Annotated in this window: 18 protein-coding genes; 11 read left to right on the top strand and 7 right to left on the bottom strand. The window is 59.3% G+C overall.

Annotated features, from left to right (window positions below):
* Window positions 1-30: 30 nt before the first annotated feature.
* From ACSBQS_RS17100 to csrD, 5 genes are all read right to left on the bottom strand, one after another.
* On the bottom strand, window positions 31-615 hold the full coding sequence (locus ACSBQS_RS17100) for a Maf family protein (RefSeq protein ID WP_033644452.1): 585 nt from the start codon (window positions 613-615) through the stop codon (window positions 31-33).
* Window positions 616-625: 10 nt separating this feature from the next.
* The gene (mreD, locus tag ACSBQS_RS17095) at window positions 626-1,114 is read right to left on the bottom strand and encodes a rod shape-determining protein MreD (protein ID WP_004936918.1); all 489 of its coding nucleotides are present in this window, start codon (window positions 1,112-1,114) and stop codon (window positions 626-628) included.
* Window positions 1,111-2,136: a rod shape-determining protein MreC gene (gene mreC, locus ACSBQS_RS17090; protein ID WP_033644451.1), complete on the bottom strand. Its 1,026-nt coding sequence runs from the start codon at window positions 2,134-2,136 to the stop codon at window positions 1,111-1,113. The genes mreD and mreC overlap by 4 nt, the downstream gene beginning before the upstream one ends.
* Before the next feature lie 94 nt (window positions 2,137-2,230).
* Window positions 2,231-3,274, bottom strand: a complete 1,044-nt coding sequence (gene mreB, locus ACSBQS_RS17085) for a rod shape-determining protein MreB (RefSeq protein WP_003855260.1) — start codon at window positions 3,272-3,274, stop codon at window positions 2,231-2,233.
* Window positions 3,275-3,686: 412 nt separating this feature from the next.
* On the bottom strand, window positions 3,687-5,621 hold the full coding sequence (csrD, locus tag ACSBQS_RS17080; RefSeq protein ID WP_096242628.1) for an RNase E specificity factor CsrD: 1,935 nt from the start codon (window positions 5,619-5,621) through the stop codon (window positions 3,687-3,689).
* A gap of 204 nt (window positions 5,622-5,825) precedes the next feature.
* Between csrD and acuI the strand changes: the two genes are divergently transcribed.
* The 11 genes from acuI (at window position 5,826) to fis (ending at window position 15,561) form a co-directional block, all read left to right on the top strand.
* The gene (acuI, locus tag ACSBQS_RS17075) at window positions 5,826-6,803 is read left to right on the top strand and encodes an acrylyl-CoA reductase (NADPH) (protein WP_172755850.1); all 978 of its coding nucleotides are present in this window, start codon (window positions 5,826-5,828) and stop codon (window positions 6,801-6,803) included.
* 155 nt (window positions 6,804-6,958) lie between these two features.
* Window positions 6,959-7,960: a protein-methionine-sulfoxide reductase catalytic subunit MsrP gene (gene msrP, locus ACSBQS_RS17070; RefSeq protein ID WP_147838563.1), complete on the top strand. Its 1,002-nt coding sequence runs from the start codon at window positions 6,959-6,961 to the stop codon at window positions 7,958-7,960.
* Window positions 7,961-8,560, top strand: coding sequence for a protein-methionine-sulfoxide reductase heme-binding subunit MsrQ (gene msrQ, locus ACSBQS_RS17065; RefSeq protein WP_016930241.1), 600 nt, complete (start codon window positions 7,961-7,963; stop codon window positions 8,558-8,560). It begins immediately after the preceding gene.
* A gap of 287 nt (window positions 8,561-8,847) precedes the next feature.
* Complete coding sequence (gene aroQ, locus ACSBQS_RS17060; RefSeq protein ID WP_004936891.1) at window positions 8,848-9,300, top strand: type II 3-dehydroquinate dehydratase; 453 nt, start codon at window positions 8,848-8,850, stop codon at window positions 9,298-9,300.
* A gap of 32 nt (window positions 9,301-9,332) precedes the next feature.
* Complete coding sequence (gene accB, locus ACSBQS_RS17055; RefSeq protein ID WP_033636178.1) at window positions 9,333-9,800, top strand: acetyl-CoA carboxylase biotin carboxyl carrier protein; 468 nt, start codon at window positions 9,333-9,335, stop codon at window positions 9,798-9,800.
* 12 nt (window positions 9,801-9,812) lie between these two features.
* A complete protein-coding gene (accC, locus tag ACSBQS_RS17050; RefSeq protein WP_033651233.1) occupies window positions 9,813-11,162 on the top strand; it encodes an acetyl-CoA carboxylase biotin carboxylase subunit in 1,350 nt (449 codons plus the stop codon).
* A gap of 151 nt (window positions 11,163-11,313) precedes the next feature.
* Complete coding sequence (locus ACSBQS_RS17045) at window positions 11,314-11,556, top strand: YhdT family protein (RefSeq protein ID WP_033644445.1); 243 nt, start codon at window positions 11,314-11,316, stop codon at window positions 11,554-11,556.
* The gene (gene panF, locus ACSBQS_RS17040; protein WP_004936863.1) at window positions 11,546-12,991 is read left to right on the top strand and encodes a sodium/pantothenate symporter; all 1,446 of its coding nucleotides are present in this window, start codon (window positions 11,546-11,548) and stop codon (window positions 12,989-12,991) included. Before ACSBQS_RS17045 ends, panF begins: the two co-directional genes overlap by 11 nt.
* 11 nt (window positions 12,992-13,002) lie before the next feature.
* Window positions 13,003-13,884, top strand: a complete 882-nt coding sequence (gene prmA, locus ACSBQS_RS17035) for a 50S ribosomal protein L11 methyltransferase (protein WP_033644444.1) — start codon at window positions 13,003-13,005, stop codon at window positions 13,882-13,884.
* Between the two features lie 394 nt (window positions 13,885-14,278).
* Window positions 14,279-15,283, top strand: a complete 1,005-nt coding sequence (dusB, locus tag ACSBQS_RS17030; RefSeq protein WP_033644443.1) for a tRNA dihydrouridine synthase DusB — start codon at window positions 14,279-14,281, stop codon at window positions 15,281-15,283.
* A complete protein-coding gene (fis, locus tag ACSBQS_RS17025) occupies window positions 15,265-15,561 on the top strand; it encodes a DNA-binding transcriptional regulator Fis (protein ID WP_000462905.1) in 297 nt (98 codons plus the stop codon). Before dusB ends, fis begins: the two co-directional genes overlap by 19 nt.
* Before the next feature lie 74 nt (window positions 15,562-15,635).
* Here the strand turns inward: fis and ACSBQS_RS17020 are convergent, their stop codons facing one another.
* The gene (locus ACSBQS_RS17020) at window positions 15,636-15,866 is read right to left on the bottom strand and encodes a hypothetical protein (protein ID WP_147320677.1); all 231 of its coding nucleotides are present in this window, start codon (window positions 15,864-15,866) and stop codon (window positions 15,636-15,638) included.
* A 145-nt stretch (window positions 15,867-16,011) separates the two neighbouring features.
* The gene (locus ACSBQS_RS17015) at window positions 16,012-16,353 is read right to left on the bottom strand and encodes a hypothetical protein (protein WP_016930249.1); all 342 of its coding nucleotides are present in this window, start codon (window positions 16,351-16,353) and stop codon (window positions 16,012-16,014) included.
* Between the last annotated feature and the right edge of the window lie 58 nt (window positions 16,354-16,411).

Raw genomic sequence — 16,411 nt, 5'->3', positions numbered from 1 at the left:
CTCAGAGCCGGTCGATAATGGCAGCGCCCATCAACCGGTTCTTACATCACGTAATGCGACAAAATTACTGAGCAGCTCATGTGTTTCGACCAGTGGCAGACCGACCACCGCGTGATAACTCCCGGTTATCGTTCTGACGAAACAACCACCCTTTCCTTGAATGCCGTAGGCGCCCGCTTTATCCATCGGTTCGCCCGTAGCAATATAGTCGCGGATATCCTGTTGCGACAGGCTGCGGAACGTCACGTCGGTCACCACCAGCTGGCAACGCACGTCTTGGCGATCGGCGATCGCCACCGCCGTCATCACCTGATGCTGTTTGCCCGACAGGGCCGCCAGCATCTGTGCCGCATGGGCTTCGTCGCGCGGCTTCTCCAGCACCCGGCCGTTGAGCACCACGATGGTGTCGGCGCCCAGCACCGGCCGATCTTCCTGCGCCAGCGCCACGCCCGCTTTGGCCTTGTCCTGCGCCAGGCGGCGCACATAGGCTTCTGCGGCTTCGCCTTCCCGGCGCTGCTCTTCGGTATGCGTCAACAGGATGTCGAACGATACGCCCAGCAGGGTCAGCAGTTCACGTCGACGTGGGGAGCCGGAGGCCAGATAAAGCGAAGTCATTGAGATACCCTTACTGTACGGCGAACTGACGGCGGATTTTGCGCATCAACAGGAATAACCACGGCCACAAAATGCCGTTTACCACACTACTCCAGAACACCTCTGGGCGGAAAGAGACGTTGATCACTAAAAACTCAGCCCAGAACACCACCACGTCCATCGACAGCGACAGCAGCACGACGATCAGCGCCTGTTGCCACAGCGCCATATTGCGGAACAGTTGGAATTTGAACGCCACCAGGTAGGCGATGATGCCCAGCGCCAGCGCGCGCACGCCCAGCGTGGAGCCGAGGATCAGATCCATGATCAACCCCAGCACGAAACCGGTGCCGACGTTGACGCGGTGCGGCAAGGCCATCACCCAGTAGATGAGGATCAGCACCAGCCACGAAGGCCGGAACATGTAGATCTGTTCCGGCCACGGCATGATTTGCAGCACCAACGCCACCAGGAACGACAGCCAGATGATCCAGCGCCCGTGGCTGCGGTAACTGTTCATTGCACCACTCCCGCCGCAGCAGGCTGGGCTGGAGGCTGGGCAGACGCCGGAGCGACGGTTTGCGGCGCCACGCCGGTGGCCGGCGCAGGCAGCTGCGGCCCGACCGAACCGGCAGGCGGCAGCACCTGCGGCATCATCTGCATCAGGCGCTCATTGGCCACGCGGTGAACTTCGTCCGGCGGCAACGGCATGTCGCCGTTGCGATCGGCGCCCCACAGCAGCAGCAGGTAGCGCAAGCGCTGCAGACCGGCGGTCGGCCGCGCCTGAATCACGGTGTAAGCGCGTTGATTGTCGACCTTGACCGAAGAGACTACCGCCACCGGATACCCTTCCGGGAAACGGCCGCCGAGGCCGGAGGTCACCAGCACGTCGCCAACGCGGATATCGGTATTGTTCGGCAGGTGTTCCAGCTGCAGATCGTCGGCGCAGCCGCTGCCTGCGGCGATCACCCGAATATCGTTGCGCAGCACCTGAATCGGCAACGCGTGCGAGGCATCGCAGATCAGCAGCACGCGGCTGGTCACCTTCGCCACCGCCACGACCTGGCCAACCACGCCCTTGTCGCTGATCACCGGCTGGCCTTCATAGACGCCGTTGTCCGACCCTTTGTCGATAACGACCTGGTCGCTGTACGGATCGGAACCGGTGGAGATCACCTGGGTGACCATCTTGTGTTCGTCCTGGCGCAGCGGGGAACCCAGCAGCTCGCGCAAGCGGGCGTTTTCCTGCTTGAATTGGCCAAGAAGAAGAATATCGCTGTTTTTCAGCAGCAGTTCCTGCCGCAGAGCTCGGTTTTCCAGCTCCAGCTGTTGGCGGGTGGCCAGCGTTTCCGACACGCTGTCCAAAACTTTACGCGGCCCGTTGGCCAGAAAATAGAAAGGGCTGACTGCGGTGTCCATGTAGTTACGTATCTTCACGAACGTGCCGAGCCGGCTGTCGGCAACGATCAGGCCAATGGCCGCGATCACCGCCAAAAAAAGTCGCAGTTGCAGGGAAGGCCCCCTGCTAAAAATCGGCTTCATAAATTATGCGAGTTCCTCGACAACAGAAAGAGGAACCGTACCCGATTTTCGCTGTGCGCATTCATCCGATACGATTCCTCCTTCCAGGGGCTGACTATTCTTCGCTGAACAAATCGCCGCCGTGCATGTCGATCATTTCCAACGCTTTGCCGCCGCCGCGCGCCACGCAGGTCAGCGGATCTTCCGCCACCACGACCGGGATGCCGGTTTCTTCCATCAGCAGGCGATCGAGGTTGCGCAGCAACGCGCCGCCGCCGGTCAAGACCATGCCGCGTTCGGAAATGTCGGAGGCCAATTCTGGCGGGCACTGCTCCAGCGCAACCATCACCGCGCTGACGATGCCGGTCAGCGGCTCTTGCAGGGCTTCGAGGATTTCATTGGAGTTCAGGGTAAAGCCGCGCGGCACGCCTTCAGCCAGGTTACGGCCGCGCACTTCGATTTCTCGCACTTCGTCGCCCGGATAGGCAGAACCGATTTCGTGCTTGATGCGCTCTGCGGTGGCTTCGCCGATCAGCGAGCCATAGTTGCGGCGCACATAATTGATGATGGCTTCGTCGAAACGGTCACCGCCGATGCGCACGGAAGAGGAGTACACCACGCCGTTCAGCGAGATCACCGCCACTTCAGTGGTACCGCCACCGATATCCACCACCATGGAGCCGGTCGCTTCGGAAACCGGCAAACCTGCACCGATCGCCGCCGCCATCGGCTCTTCAATCAGGAACACTTCACGCGCGCCGGCCCCTTGGGCGGACTCGCGGATAGCGCGGCGTTCAACCTGGGTTGCGCCGACCGGCACACAGACCAGCACGCGCGGGCTTGGGCGCATAAAGCTGTTGCTGTGAACCTGTTTGATAAAGTGCTGCAGCATTTTTTCGGTCACGAAGAAGTCGGCGATCACGCCGTCTTTCATCGGGCGAATAGCCGCGATGTTGCCGGGGGTGCGGCCCAGCATCTGTTTGGCGTCATGACCGACGGCCGCAACGCTCTTTGGGGAGCCGGCACGATCCTGGCGAATGGCAACCACCGAAGGTTCATTCAGTACGATGCCTTGCCCTTTAACATAAATCAGGGTATTGGCGGTACCCAAGTCGATGGACAAGTCGTTGGAAAACATGCCACGAAATTTCTTAAACATAACGAAAGGATAATCCTGCAAGCTGGGGGCGGAAAATAAAATCCGCCTACTTTACCAACCACACGAAGCAGCGACAAGGCGCAAAAACGTTCTACTTCGGTGAAAAATAGTCTGTATTGTTTCTGCTCGAATGCACGGAAATTGGATGAGGCCTGAATTCCCTGAACAAAGGCTCAGTTTACCACCCTGTCAACGCACGAAACGGCGTAACACAGCTCATAAAATCTAACATATTCCCTGATTGCCGCCGGTGGTAAGCACCTACCAACGTCAACCAGATAAAGGCAGACAAGAGCCTATCTCAAATAGGCGTTGTTGTCGCAGGCAGTTTGGAAAAAACTCCAAAAAGACGGTAACGAGGCCCAGATGGATCCGGTCCTCATTCTACGTCAATTTTTGTCCGTCAATCAGCTTAAACACGATAACGACGTGAATATTTTTTACGCCCCATGTCGATCGGTTCCGGCGACGCGAAAAAGTCGCCCTGCCCGCCATGGATCCCACGCTCTTTCAGCGTCTGCCATTCATTGCGCGTACGTACGCTGGCAGCGAACACCTGAGCGCGCGTGCCCGCGCAGGCGCCGGTCAGGCTCTGCACGAACAGCTGGTTTTCGTCCCGCTTATCGATACTCCGCACCAACCCCGGGTGGAGCTTGACGATCTCCACCTGCAACGACTTGATATAGGACGTACTGACCACGGTTAACCCCGCTTTGGACACCGCCAGGCGGCAACCCAGCCCTGACAGCAACCTCAGCACCGGACGCAAACGGTCGATATGTTGACACACATCTGCCTCCGCAAGTTCAATCAGAATTCGTCGACGCTGACTTTTTTCGCACTGCAACAGCGTATCGCGCAGCCAGCGCTGGAAAGAACGCTGCAAAATCGAGTCCACGCACAGCGGGAACGCCAGCGTTTCTTCAGGCCACTGCGCCAGCAACGGGATGATGCGGCTCACCTGTTGGCGATCGTAACTCTCCGCCAACCCCAATTGCTCCACCAGCGGCATATATTCCGCCGGCAGCAATTCCTGGGCGCCGTCATAAATTCGGCTCATGATCTCACGGTGGTGCACCTCGCCTTCCACGGTCACCGCCGGTTTCTGATACAGCCGCGGGCCGCCGCGCGCCAGCACCTGTTCCAGCAGCGTGCGCCACTTGACGCTGCCGCGCCCCTTTTCCGGCACCTGGCTGTCGTACACGTACCAACCGTTTTCGCCCTGCAGCGTGGCGTGCCGCGTCGCCTGCTCCGCGTAATCGATCACCTGCTCCGTGGTCTGGCCGCTGCGATACGCCACGATGCCGATGTGCAGGAAGGCCTCACGGTCGATCATCGCCGTGGAAGGCAAGGCATCGATGGCGTTGACCAGCTGTGAGGCGATGCCGTCGGCCTCCTTCAGCGTGCGATGCGGCAGCAAGACGGTAAAATCGCTGTGAAAATAGCGCGCCAGCAGCGCCGACGGATAGCGCATCACGAAGGTAGACAGCAGATTGACCAGCGAATACATCAGCTCCTGCACCGCCACGCTGCCGTGCGTGTCGCGCAGGGTCTCGAAATCGGGCAGCCGCACCATCATAACGATGCCGTGCGAGCCTTCCTCTTCCAGCTGAGTGGTCAATTGGTTATCGAAGAACAGGCGATTGTTCAGCCCGGTTTTGGCGTCCTGCGCCGCGAAGGCGCGGATCAGCGTATCGACCCGGCTGCGCTCCTCCCGGGCTTCCGCCAGATCGGCCAGCAGGCGGTCGAGCGCCCCGCTGACGTTGGCCGGCCATTCGCGCACGTCGCCCTGCATGACGTTTTCGCGCTCGCCGTTCAGAATGCGCCGCGCGCGGCGCTCCAGACGATCCTCGCCGTCGGCCTGTTCACGCAGCCAGCGCAGGCTGAACAGCAAAATCACCACCATAACGACGATCGACAGCGTGACGGCGGCCGTGGATTGCAACGTGCGCACATCGCTGGCGAAGGGATCGAGGTAGGTGATTTGCAGCGTACTGCCCGGGTGCTGCAACAGCGGCCGCGAGACCTGACGATAGCCGTTCAGCGCATCCCAGGGCTCTTTTTTCGCCGTCGGCAATTTATAGTCGAGGAGCTTGCTGGCGCCGGCCTCTACGCGGATCGACACAATGCCGAGCGGGCGCATGACAATCGGCAACCATTTCTCCTGATCGCGCGGCGACTCGCGCAACATGGCTTGATCGAGAGACGTGACCAGCGAATCAAAGCGACGCTCCTGGCGATCCTGGGTAACGTAAAAGAAGCTGTATGAGCATCCCATCAGCATCAAAAACATCGCCAGCGCGACCAACAGAGTGATCAATGCAGAGAGTTTGGTGGTAAATCGCATCCCTGTGCCTTGTCCGCTATGGTTAAGTGAGTGTTCACCCTTTAGCTAAAAGGGGCCGTCCAACCCTAACAAGCCTTGCTGAGGAATTAAACCTGCAAGCGCCGTTTTTGTCCTTTATCAGGACTTGGGCCGCTTATTATGCATATAGTCAAATAAATGTGATTCAGCCATTGATAGAAAAGTGTAAACGAGAGGAAGAGTGACATGCGTGCACTGTTATTGGAACAACAAGACGACCAAACTCTGGCTCATATCAAAGATATCGGCAGCGATCGGTTGCCGGAAGGCGATGTTACCGTCGACATCAACTGGTCCAGCCTGAACTACAAGGATGCGCTGGCGATCACCGGGAAAGGCAAGATCGTGCGTCATTTCCCGATGGTGCCGGGTATCGACTTCGCCGGCACCGTGTGCCACAGCGGTGACGCTCGCTTTAAAGAGGGGCAAAGCGTGGTGCTCACCGGTTGGGGCGTGGGTGAACACCACTGGGGCGGCCTGGCCGAGCAGGCCCGCGTCTCCGGCGAGTGGCTGGTGCCGCTGCCGAACGGCCTGGATGAGCGCAAGGCGATGATCATCGGCACCGCCGGCTTTACCGCCATGCTGTGCGTGATGGCGCTGGAGGAAGGCGGGGTACACCCGGACGACGGCGATATCCTGGTTACCGGCGCCAGCGGCGGCGTGGGCAGCACCGCCATCGCCCTGCTGGCGGCGCTGGGGTACCGGGTGACCGCCATCAGCGGCCGCGACAGCAATACGGACTACCTGAAAGCGCTCGGCGCCAAAGAGGTGATGTCGCGCGATGGCTATATCGACACGCCGCGTCCGCTGGAGAAACAGCTGTGGGCCGGCGCGGTGGACACCGTCGGCGACAAACTGCTGGCACGGGTGCTGGCGCAGATGAACTATAACGGCACCGTCGCCGCCTGCGGCCTGGCCGGCGGCTATCAGTTGCCGACCACCGTGATGCCGTTCATTCTGCGCAATGTGCGCCTGCAAGGGGTGGATTCGGTGCATACGCCGCTGCATCGCCGCCAAACCGCCTGGGAACGGCTGGCCGGCATTCTGCCGGACAGTTTCTATCAGCAAGCCACGCACGAAATCACCCTCGAACAGGCGCCGGCCACCGCCGCCGCGCTGCTGAACAACCAAATCACCGGCCGCACTCTGGTGAAAATCCGCTGACGGACTCCCCCCGGCGACGGGGGGCTCACCGGCGTCTGCGAAATTTCATATTTTCCCGCGTCCCCTCGCTTCCGGCCGGCTTTAGCGCCATGCTTATTTCATGGAGCCCCGTTAACCGCTCGCGGGCGGCGGGCATCAGTCGCGGAGAACATAGCATGAACAAACACCCCAAATTGACCGAGGCCGACGTCACGCCGGAGAGCGTATTCCACCAGCGGCGCAAAGTGCTGCAGGCGCTCGGCATCACCGCCGCCACGCTGGCGCTGCCTACCGGCGCACAGGCGGACCTGCTGTCGTGGTTCAAAGGCAACGATCGTCCCAAGGCGCCGCCGGGCAAAGCGCTGGAATTCAGCAAACCGGCCGCCTGGCAGGCGCAGCTGGCGATGACGCCGGAAGACAAGGTCACCGGCTACAACAACTTCTATGAGTTCGGCCTCGACAAGGCCGATCCGGCCGCCAACGCCGGCGGGCTGAAGACCGAAGGCTGGAAAGTGCGCATCGACGGCGAAGTGGCGAAGCCGATAACGCTGGATATCGACGATCTGATGAAGCGTTTCCCGCTGGAGCAGCGCATTTATCGCATGCGCTGCGTCGAGGCCTGGTCGATGGTGGTCCCATGGATCGGTTTCGAACTGGGCAAGCTTCTCAAGCTGGCCGAGCCGAACGGCAGCGCGCGCTACGTGGCCTTCCAGACGCTGTACGATCCGGAACAGATGCCCGGCCAGAAAGATCGCTTTATCGGCGGCGGCCTGAAATATCCCTACGTCGAAGGGCTGCGGCTGGACGAGGCGATGCATCCGCTGGCGCTGCTGACCGTCGGCGTGTACGGCAAAACCCTGCCGCCGCAAAACGGCGCGCCGCTGCGGTTGATTACGCCGTGGAAATACGGCTTCAAAGGCATCAAGTCGATCGTACATATCCGTTTGGTGCGCGATCAGCCGCCGACCACCTGGAACCAATCTGCGCCGAACGAGTACGGTTTTTACGCCAACGTGAATCCGCACGTCGATCATCCGCGCTGGTCGCAGGCCACCGAGCGTTTCATCGGCGCCGGCGGCATACTCGACGTCAAACGCCAACCGACTCTGCTGTTTAACGGCTATGCCGATCAGGTGGCGTCGCTGTATCACGGCATGGACCTGCGGGAGAATTTCTAAGTGCGCCTGACGCCTGTTCATATCAAATGGCTGAAAGCCGCCCTGCATCTGGCGGCGTTTTTGCCCTTTCTCTGGCTGGTGTTGGCGGTGGATCAGGGCTGGTTCAGCGCCGATCCGTCCAAGGACATTCAGCATTTTACCGGCAGAATGACGCTGAAACTGCTGCTGGCCACGCTGGCTATCGCCCCGCTGGCGCGCTACGCCCGGCAACCGCTGCTGATCCGCTGCCGCCGCCTGGTCGGGCTGTGGTGCTTTGCCTGGGGCACGTTGCACCTGATAAGCTACTCCACGCTGGAACTGGGGCTGAGCAATCTCGGCCTGCTGGGCAGCGAGCTGGTGAACCGCCCGTATCTGACGCTCGGCATCCTCACCTGGCTGATCCTGCTGGCGCTGGCGGCCACCTCGACGCTGTGGGCAATGCGCAAACTGGGCGCCAAATGGCAAACGTTGCACAACTTCGTCTATCTGGCGGCGATCCTCGCGCCCATCCACTATCTGTGGTCGGTCAAAACGTTTTCACCCCAGCCGTTCATTTACGCGCTGTTGGCGGTGGCGCTGTTAGGCCTGCGTTACAAGAAATTCCGCGCCTGGTGGCGCTGAATCGCGCGGCGGCGCGTGGGATTGCCTCTGAAAAACGCGCGCCGCCGGCGGGAACTTTTTTTGTGTTCCAGCGCTCATATTCCTGTCACGGCTCCCCGAGTTCGTCGATTTGGGGTTGAATATCTTCGCTGATAAGACCAGTATTTAGCTGCGAATTGCTACGATATCGTTATAATGCCCGACCTTGTTTCTGTTCTCAGGGTGAATTTGCCCCTTAACAGGTGACAAATCGGTAACATCGGGTTATTTTCTACGATGATGGTTTTATTGCCGGAGATACCAGCACAATGGCGGATAAGTTTCACATTTTGCTTCTGAACGGCCCCAATCTCAATCTGCTGGGGACGCGTGAGCCGGAGAAGTACGGCAGCACGACGCTGACAGAGATTGTTAACGGATTGGAAAACCAGGCATCCGCATTGGATATTACCCTGAGCCATCTGCAGTCCAACGCCGAGCATCAGCTGATCGATCGCATCCATCAGGCGCGCGGCAATACCGATTTCATTCTGATAAATCCGGCGGCGTTCACGCATACCAGCGTGGCGCTGCGCGATGCGTTGCTGGCGGTGCAGATCCCGTTCATCGAGATCCACCTGTCCAACGTGCACGCCCGCGAACCTTTCCGCCATCACTCTTATCTCTCAGACGTAGCGGTAGGCGTGATTTGCGGCCTCGGCGCGGATGGCTACGCTTTCGCTTTACAGGCAGCGGTTAACCGTCTGTCGAAAACCCACTAATTGCTCCACAAAAAGAGTACGGAATCACACTCATGGATATTCGTAAAATCAAGAAACTGATCGAACTGGTTGAAGAATCAGGCATTTCTGAACTGGAAATCTCTGAAGGCGAAGAATCGGTTCGCATCAGCCGTGCCGCACCGGCGCAGGCTTATCCCGTCATGCAGCAGGCCTACGCGATGCCGGCACAGCAGCAGCCAGCCCTGGCTAACGCCGTTGCCACCGCGCCTGCGGCAGAAACCCCTGCAGCACCGGCGGCCGTGAGTGGCCACGTCGTTCGTTCCCCAATGGTAGGCACCTTCTACCGCACCCCAAGCCCGGACGCGAAAGCCTTCGTGGAAGTGGGCCAGAAAGTGAACGCCGGCGATACCCTGTGCATCGTTGAAGCCATGAAAATGATGAACCAGATCGAAGCGGACAAGTCCGGCGTCGTGAAAGCCATCCTGGTGGAAAACGGCCAGCCGGTCGAATATGACGAGCCGCTGGTCGTCATCGAATAACGAGGCGCCCCCATGCTTGATAAAATTGTTATCGCCAACCGCGGCGAGATCGCGCTTCGCATCCTGCGTGCCTGTAAAGAACTGGGCATCAAGACCGTTGCGGTTCACTCCGCGGCCGACCGCGATCTGAAACACGTTCTGCTGGCCGACGAGACCGTCTGCATCGGTCCTGCGCCATCGGTAAAAAGCTATCTGAACATCCCGGCCATCATCTCGGCGGCGGAAATCACCGGCGCAGTGGCGATCCACCCGGGCTACGGCTTCCTGTCCGAGAACGCCGACTTCGCCGAGCAGGTTGAACGCTCCGGTTTCATCTTCATCGGCCCGAAAGCCGAAACCATCCGCCTGATGGGCGACAAGGTTTCCGCGATCAACGCCATGAAAAAAGCCGGCGTGCCATGCGTGCCGGGCTCCGACGGCCCGCTGACCGATGACATGGATAAAAACCGTGCCTTCGCCAAGCGCATCGGTTATCCGGTGATCATCAAGGCCTCCGGCGGCGGCGGCGGCCGCGGCATGCGCGTCGTGCGCAGTGACAAAGACCTTGAGCAGTCCATCAACATGACGAAAGCGGAAGCCAAAGCGGCTTTCAACAACGACATGGTGTACATGGAAAAATACCTGGAGAATCCGCGTCACATCGAGATTCAGGTATTGGCCGACGGCCAGGGCAACGCCATCTATCTGGCCGAGCGCGACTGCTCCATGCAGCGTCGCCACCAGAAAGTGGTCGAAGAAGCGCCGGCGCCGGGCATCACCAGCGAAATGCGCCGCTATATCGGCGAGCGCTGCTCGAAAGCCTGTGTGGAAATCGGCTATCGCGGTGCGGGCACCTTCGAGTTCCTGTATGAAAACGGCGAGTTCTATTTCATCGAAATGAACACCCGTATTCAGGTAGAGCACCCGGTTACCGAAATGATCACCGGCGTGGATCTGATCAAAGAGCAGCTGCGCATCGCTGCCGGTCAGCCGCTGTCGATCAAACAGGAAGAAGTGAAGATCCACGGCCATGCGGTAGAATGCCGTATCAACGCCGAAGATCCGAACACCTTCCTGCCGAGCCCGGGCAAGATCACCCGCTTCCACGCGCCAGGCGGTTTCGGCGTGCGTTGGGAATCTCATATCTACGCCGGTTATACCGTACCGCCGTACTATGACTCCATGATCGGCAAACTGATCACCTACGGCGAAAACCGTGACGTGGCGATTGCCCGCATGAAAAACGCCCTGGCTGAACTGATCATCGACGGCATCAAAACCAACGTTGAGCTGCAGCAGAAGATCATGAACGACGAAAACTTCCAGCACGGTGGCACCAACATCCACTATCTGGAGAAGAAGCTGGGTCTGCAGGAAACCTAAGCAGGCACGCAGCATCGTCTGACGAAAGGCCGGTTAATCACCGGCCTTTTTCTTTGGCGCTGACCCCAGTAACGGCTTGGCAAAACGCCGTCATGCCGTAAAATTCCCTACCTTTGATGAATCCATCACCGTAAACCTATGGGAGACACGGATGGACAAACGCTTTATTCAGGCGCACCGCGAAGCGCGCTGGGCGCTGGGGCTGACGCTGCTCTACCTGCTGGCCTGGGGGCTGGCGGCCTACCTGCCGGACAGCGCCATCGGCGTCACCGGCCTGCCGCACTGGTTCGAAATGGCCTGCCTGCTGGTGCCGCTGCTGTTCATCGGCCTGTGCTGGCTGATGGTGCGCACGGTGTTCCGCGACATTTCGCTGGAGGACAGCGATGCAAACTGAAGTGATCCTGCCGCTGGTCGCCTACCTGTTGCTGGTGTTCGGCCTGTCGGTGTATGCCTATCGCCGCCGTCAGAACGGAAATTTCCTCAGCGAATACTTCCTCGGCAACCGCTCGATGGGCGGCTTTGTGCTGGCGATGACCCTGACCGCCACCTACATCAGCGCCAGCTCGTTTATCGGCGGGCCCGGCGCCGCCTATAAATACGGCCTGGGCTGGGTACTGCTGGCGATGATCCAACTGCCGGCGGTGTGGCTGTCGCTCGGCGTGCTGGGCAAGAAATTCGCCATCCTGGCGCGACGCTACAACGCCATTACCCTCAATGACATGCTGTATGGCCGCTACCAAAGCCGCCTGTTGGTGTGGCTGGCCAGCCTCAGCCTGCTGGTGGCGTTCCTCGGCGCCATGACGGTGCAGTTCATCGGCGGCGCCCGCCTGTTGGAGACCGCCGCCGGCATTCCTTATGACACCGGCCTGCTGATCTTCGGCATCAGCATCGCGCTGTACACTGCCTTCGGCGGCTTCCGCGCCAGCGTGCTGAACGACGCCATGCAGGGGCTGGTGATGCTGCTTGGCACCGTGCTGCTGCTGGTGGCGGTGATCCATGCCGCCGGCGGACTGGACAGCGCAGTAAGCAAACTGCAGCAGATCGATCCGGCGCTGGTGTCGCCGCAGGGCGGCGATCAGATCCTCAGCCTGCCGTTTATGGCGTCATTCTGGATCCTGGTGTGCTTTGGGGTGATCGGCCTGCCCCACACCGCCGTGCGCTGCATCTCCTACAAGGACAGCAAGGCGGTGCATCGCGGCATTCTGCTCGGCACCGTGGTGGTGGCGGTGCTGATGTTCGGCATGCACCTGGCCGGCGCGCTCGGCCGCGCGGTATTGCCCGATCTCAAGATCCCCGATCAGGTGATCCCAACGCTGATGATCACCGTGCTGCCGCCGTACGCCGCCGGGATCTTTTTGGCGGCGCCGATGGCGGCGATCATGTCGACCATCAACGCCCAACTGCTGCAATCCTCCGCCACCATCATCAAGGATCTCTACCTGGGCGTGCGGCCGCAGCAGATCCACAACGAGCGATTGATCAAGCGCTTCTCCAGCCTGACCACGCTGATCCTCGGCCTGCTGGTGCTGCTGGCGGCCTGGCGGCCGCCTGAGATGATCATCTGGCTCAACCTGCTGGCTTTCGGCGGGCTGGAGGCGGTCTTCCTGTGGCCGCTGGTGCTGGGCCTGTATTGGGAACGCGCCAATGCACAGGGAGCGCTTAGCTCAATGGTGTCGGGTGCGGTATGCTATACGCTATTGGCCAGCTTCAACCTGCAACCGGCGGGGCTGCACCCTATCGTGCCTTCGCTGTTGCTCAGCCTGTTGGCGTTTTATCTCGGTAACGTCGTCGGCGAAAAGCGCCGGGCGGCGTCATCATTACCCTCTTGAAGAGAATTGCTATGCCTTGGATCCAACTCAAACTGAACACCACCGGCAGCCAGGCGGAAGACCTGAGCGACGCGCTGGTGGAAAGCGGCGCCGTGTCGGTGACCTTCCAGGACACCCACGACAATCCGGTGTTCGAACCCTTGCCGGGTGAAACCCTGCTGTGGGGCGACACCGATGTGATCGGCCTGTACGACGCCGAAACCGATATGGCCGAGGTGGTGGCGATGCTGGAACAGCACCCGCTGCTGGGCGCCGGTTTCCGCCACAAGATAGAACAGCTGGAAGACAAGGACTGGGAGCGCGAGTGGATGGACAACTTCCATCCGATGCGCTTCGGCGAGCGCTTGTGGATCTGCCCGAGCTGGCGTGACGTGCCCGATCCCGACGCGGTCAACGTGATGCTCGATCCGGGCCTGGCGTTCGGCACCGGCACCCACCCGACCACCGCGCTGTGCCTGCAGTGGCTGGACGGCCTCGATCTGGCCGGCAAAACCGTTATCGACTTCGGTTGCGGCTCCGGCATCCTGGCGATCGCCGCGCTGAAGCTGGGTGCGGCGCGCGCTATCGGCATCGACATCGATCCCCAGGCCATTCAGGCCAGCCGCGACAACGCGCAGCGTAACGGCGTTTCAGAGCGTCTGGAGCTGTATCTGCCGAAAGACCAGCCTGCCGACCTGCTGGCGGACGTGGTGGTCGCCAACATCCTCGCCGGCCCGCTGCGCGAGCTGGCGCCGCTGATCGGCTGTCTGCCGAAGGCCGGTGGCCATCTGGGGCTGTCCGGCGTGCTGGCCAGCCAGGCGAGCAGCGTAGCGGAAGCCTACGCAGAGAAGTTCACGCTCGATCCGGTCGCCGAGCGCGAAGAGTGGTGCCGCATTACCGGCCGCCGCAAGTAAGCGTCACGGTATAGTGCCCCTCTCGTCCACCGGCCCTGCGCCGGTGGATTTTTTTTGTCCGGCGATCGGCCCTCGGGCGGCACAAAATTTTATGCAATTTTTCGCCGCTCAACGACGGATCGCCCTGAGAATGCGCCTTCCAGGCAGGCTATCCCGGCAAAAATAGCGGGCGAATGCAGATAATATCCTGCGCAAAGGCGAATATTTTGCCGCACACAAAATAAGCACTTTTCGTCAACTTATTGTAAAATATATATAATATTTTTATGAATCGCCGCGTAGCGTATTTTTCGTCCTAATATCGGGCCAATTGGTTAAAGTTTGGCCTTTCATCTCGACGCAAAAATGCGTAATATACGCGCCCTTGCGGACACAGTATGGTCACTCTTTGTCTATGCGCATTGGACACCACCAGCTTACTAATTGCCTGATTGCGGCCCCGATGGCCGGTATTACAGATCGCCCGTTCAGAACCCTCTGTCATGCAATGGGTGCTGGGATGGCTGTATCCGAAATGCTCTCCTCCAACCCGGAGGTGTGGCGGACGGATAAGTCGCGTCTGCGTATGGTGCATAGCGATGAACCTGGGATCCGCTCCGTGCAAATTGCCGGATGCGATCCTGATGATATGGCCGCCGCCGCGCGTATCAACGTGGCCAGCGGCGCGCAGATCATCGACATCAACATGGGATGCCCGGCCAAAAAAGTGAACCGGAAGCTTGCCGGGTCCGCTTTGTTGCAGTACCCGGATCTGGTTAAACGGATCCTCCACGCGGTGGTCGACGCGGTGGATGTGCCGGTAACGCTGAAGATTCGCACCGGCTGGGCGCCAGAGCACCGTAACTGTGTAGAGATTGCCCAACTGGCCGAAGACTGTGGTATTCAGGCCCTGACGATTCACGGCCGAACCCGCGCCTGTCTGTTTAACGGCAACGCGGAATACGACAGCATTCGGGCAGTTAAGCAGAGTGTTTCCATTCCGATTATCGCGAATGGGGATATTACTGACCCGCATAAAGCCAGAGCAGTGCTCGACTACACCGGGGCCGATGCCCTGATGATAGGCCGCGCTGCTCAGGGGAGACCCTGGATCTTCCGGGAAATCCAGCATTATCTGGACACTGGGGAGTTGCTGCCGCCGATGCCGCTTGGCGAGGTGAAGCGCTTGTTGATTGGGCACATTCGGGAATTGCACGGCTTCTATGGCCAAGGCAAGGGATTCCGGATTGCTCGTAAGCACGTGTCCTGGTATCTCCAGGAACACGCTCCGAATGACCAGTTTCGGCGCACATTCAACGCCATAGAGGATGCCAGCGAACAGCTGGAGGCGTTGGAGGCATATTTCGAAAATCTTAGCGTAAAAAAAGAGCTGACAGAACTATGTTCGAACAACGCGTAAATTCTGACGTACTGACCGTTTCTACCGTTAACTCACAAGATCAGGTGACTCAAAAGCCTCTGCGTGACTCGGTTAAACAAGCACTGAAGAACTATTTTGCTCAACTGAACGGTCAAGACGTAAATGACCTGTATGAGCTGGTACTGGCTGAAGTTGAACAGCCACTGTTGGACATGGTGATGCAATACACCCGTGGCAACCAAACCCGCGCAGCCCTGATGATGGGCATCAACCGCGGCACGCTGCGTAAGAAGCTGAAAAAATACGGCATGAACTGATACTAGTCAGTTAACGTGTTGAAAAGGCGCTTTATCTCATTTGATAAGCGCCTTTTTCTTTTTCTGTCTTGTGCCTACATAGGCGGGGCTTTGCGCGGAATGCGCTTATCAATATATCCGGCAATGAAATAGCAAATACCCGCCACGCCCGCGATCATCACGTAGCGCTTCCCCCCGTCCAAATCCACGCCCAGGCTATCCAGCCCGCTCAACACCACAAACACCAGTAGGCCCAAAATAACCGATGCTCTGCCTGTCCAGGTTGGTGAGGGAGTCAATAAACGCCTTATCCAGTGGGATCTCATAGAGCTTCCTTCTTGCTTACGATTGAGTCGCCAATCGATGAAGAATACTCTCACGTTTTGCTCGGAGCGACAAAACGAGGGCACGCCCGGTTTGCAGGCAATAAAAAAGGCCGCAACGCGGCCCTTGGGGTAAAAAGCGGAGACCTTACTCGGTCGCTTTGTTTTTGAGGCTTTCCGCCCCTTGCTTGGTCTTGTCCCAAGCCTTCTCCGTACCCTGTTTGGTGGAGTGCCAGGCTTTTTGCGAGCCTTCGCTCACTTTACTGCCAACGCTATCGCTCTTGCCTTCGGCGGCGTGCTTGGCTTTCAGCTTCAGCTCTTCACCCTTGTCCTGAGACTGGTGCAGCTTTTCTTTGGCGGTATCCGCCCCTTTATGCGCCTCAGCGACGACCTCGTTGCTGGCGTGAGCGGCGGTGTCGGTCGCAGTTTCAGCAGCGAACACCGGGGAAGCGAGCAGCAGTGCAGACAAGGCAATGATTGATTTCTTCATAAGTCCCTCTTTTCTCAGATACGTGCCATTCGTCATGAAACAAGATGGCATGAAACGC

It is taken from the genome of Serratia sp. H402Y (assembly GCF_051172415.1).
Classification (GTDB): Bacteria; Pseudomonadota; Gammaproteobacteria; order Enterobacterales; family Enterobacteriaceae; genus Serratia; species Serratia ureilytica.
Note: the sequence above shows the minus strand (reverse complement) of the source record. Positions and strands in the feature narration are given on the sequence as shown.

What these genes read in the sequence shown, in the direction of transcription:
- fis (WP_000462905.1), top strand. Translation starts at nt 15,265, where the DNA reads ATGTTCGAACAACGCGTAAATTCTGACGTACTGACCGTTTCTACCGTT.
- ACSBQS_RS17015 (WP_016930249.1), bottom strand. Translation starts at nt 16,353, where the DNA reads ATGAAGAAATCAATCATTGCCTTGTCTGCACTGCTGCTCGCTTCCCCG.
- csrD (WP_096242628.1), bottom strand. Translation starts at nt 5,621, where the DNA reads ATGCGATTTACCACCAAACTCTCTGCATTGATCACTCTGTTGGTCGCG.
- mreD (WP_004936918.1), bottom strand. Translation starts at nt 1,114, where the DNA reads ATGAACAGTTACCGCAGCCACGGGCGCTGGATCATCTGGCTGTCGTTC.
- prmA (WP_033644444.1), top strand. Translation starts at nt 13,003, where the DNA reads ATGCCTTGGATCCAACTCAAACTGAACACCACCGGCAGCCAGGCGGAA.
- dusB (WP_033644443.1), top strand. Translation starts at nt 14,279, where the DNA reads ATGCGCATTGGACACCACCAGCTTACTAATTGCCTGATTGCGGCCCCG.
- mreB (WP_003855260.1), bottom strand. Translation starts at nt 3,274, where the DNA reads ATGTTTAAGAAATTTCGTGGCATGTTTTCCAACGACTTGTCCATCGAC.
- ACSBQS_RS17100 (WP_033644452.1), bottom strand. Translation starts at nt 615, where the DNA reads ATGACTTCGCTTTATCTGGCCTCCGGCTCCCCACGTCGACGTGAACTG.
- msrP (WP_147838563.1), top strand. Translation starts at nt 6,959, where the DNA reads ATGAACAAACACCCCAAATTGACCGAGGCCGACGTCACGCCGGAGAGC.
- accC (WP_033651233.1), top strand. Translation starts at nt 9,813, where the DNA reads ATGCTTGATAAAATTGTTATCGCCAACCGCGGCGAGATCGCGCTTCGC.
- ACSBQS_RS17020 (WP_147320677.1), bottom strand. Translation starts at nt 15,866, where the DNA reads ATGAGATCCCACTGGATAAGGCGTTTATTGACTCCCTCACCAACCTGG.
- aroQ (WP_004936891.1), top strand. Translation starts at nt 8,848, where the DNA reads ATGGCGGATAAGTTTCACATTTTGCTTCTGAACGGCCCCAATCTCAAT.
- mreC (WP_033644451.1), bottom strand. Translation starts at nt 2,136, where the DNA reads ATGAAGCCGATTTTTAGCAGGGGGCCTTCCCTGCAACTGCGACTTTTT.
- accB (WP_033636178.1), top strand. Translation starts at nt 9,333, where the DNA reads ATGGATATTCGTAAAATCAAGAAACTGATCGAACTGGTTGAAGAATCA.
- ACSBQS_RS17045 (WP_033644445.1), top strand. Translation starts at nt 11,314, where the DNA reads ATGGACAAACGCTTTATTCAGGCGCACCGCGAAGCGCGCTGGGCGCTG.
- panF (WP_004936863.1), top strand. Translation starts at nt 11,546, where the DNA reads ATGCAAACTGAAGTGATCCTGCCGCTGGTCGCCTACCTGTTGCTGGTG.
- acuI (WP_172755850.1), top strand. Translation starts at nt 5,826, where the DNA reads ATGCGTGCACTGTTATTGGAACAACAAGACGACCAAACTCTGGCTCAT.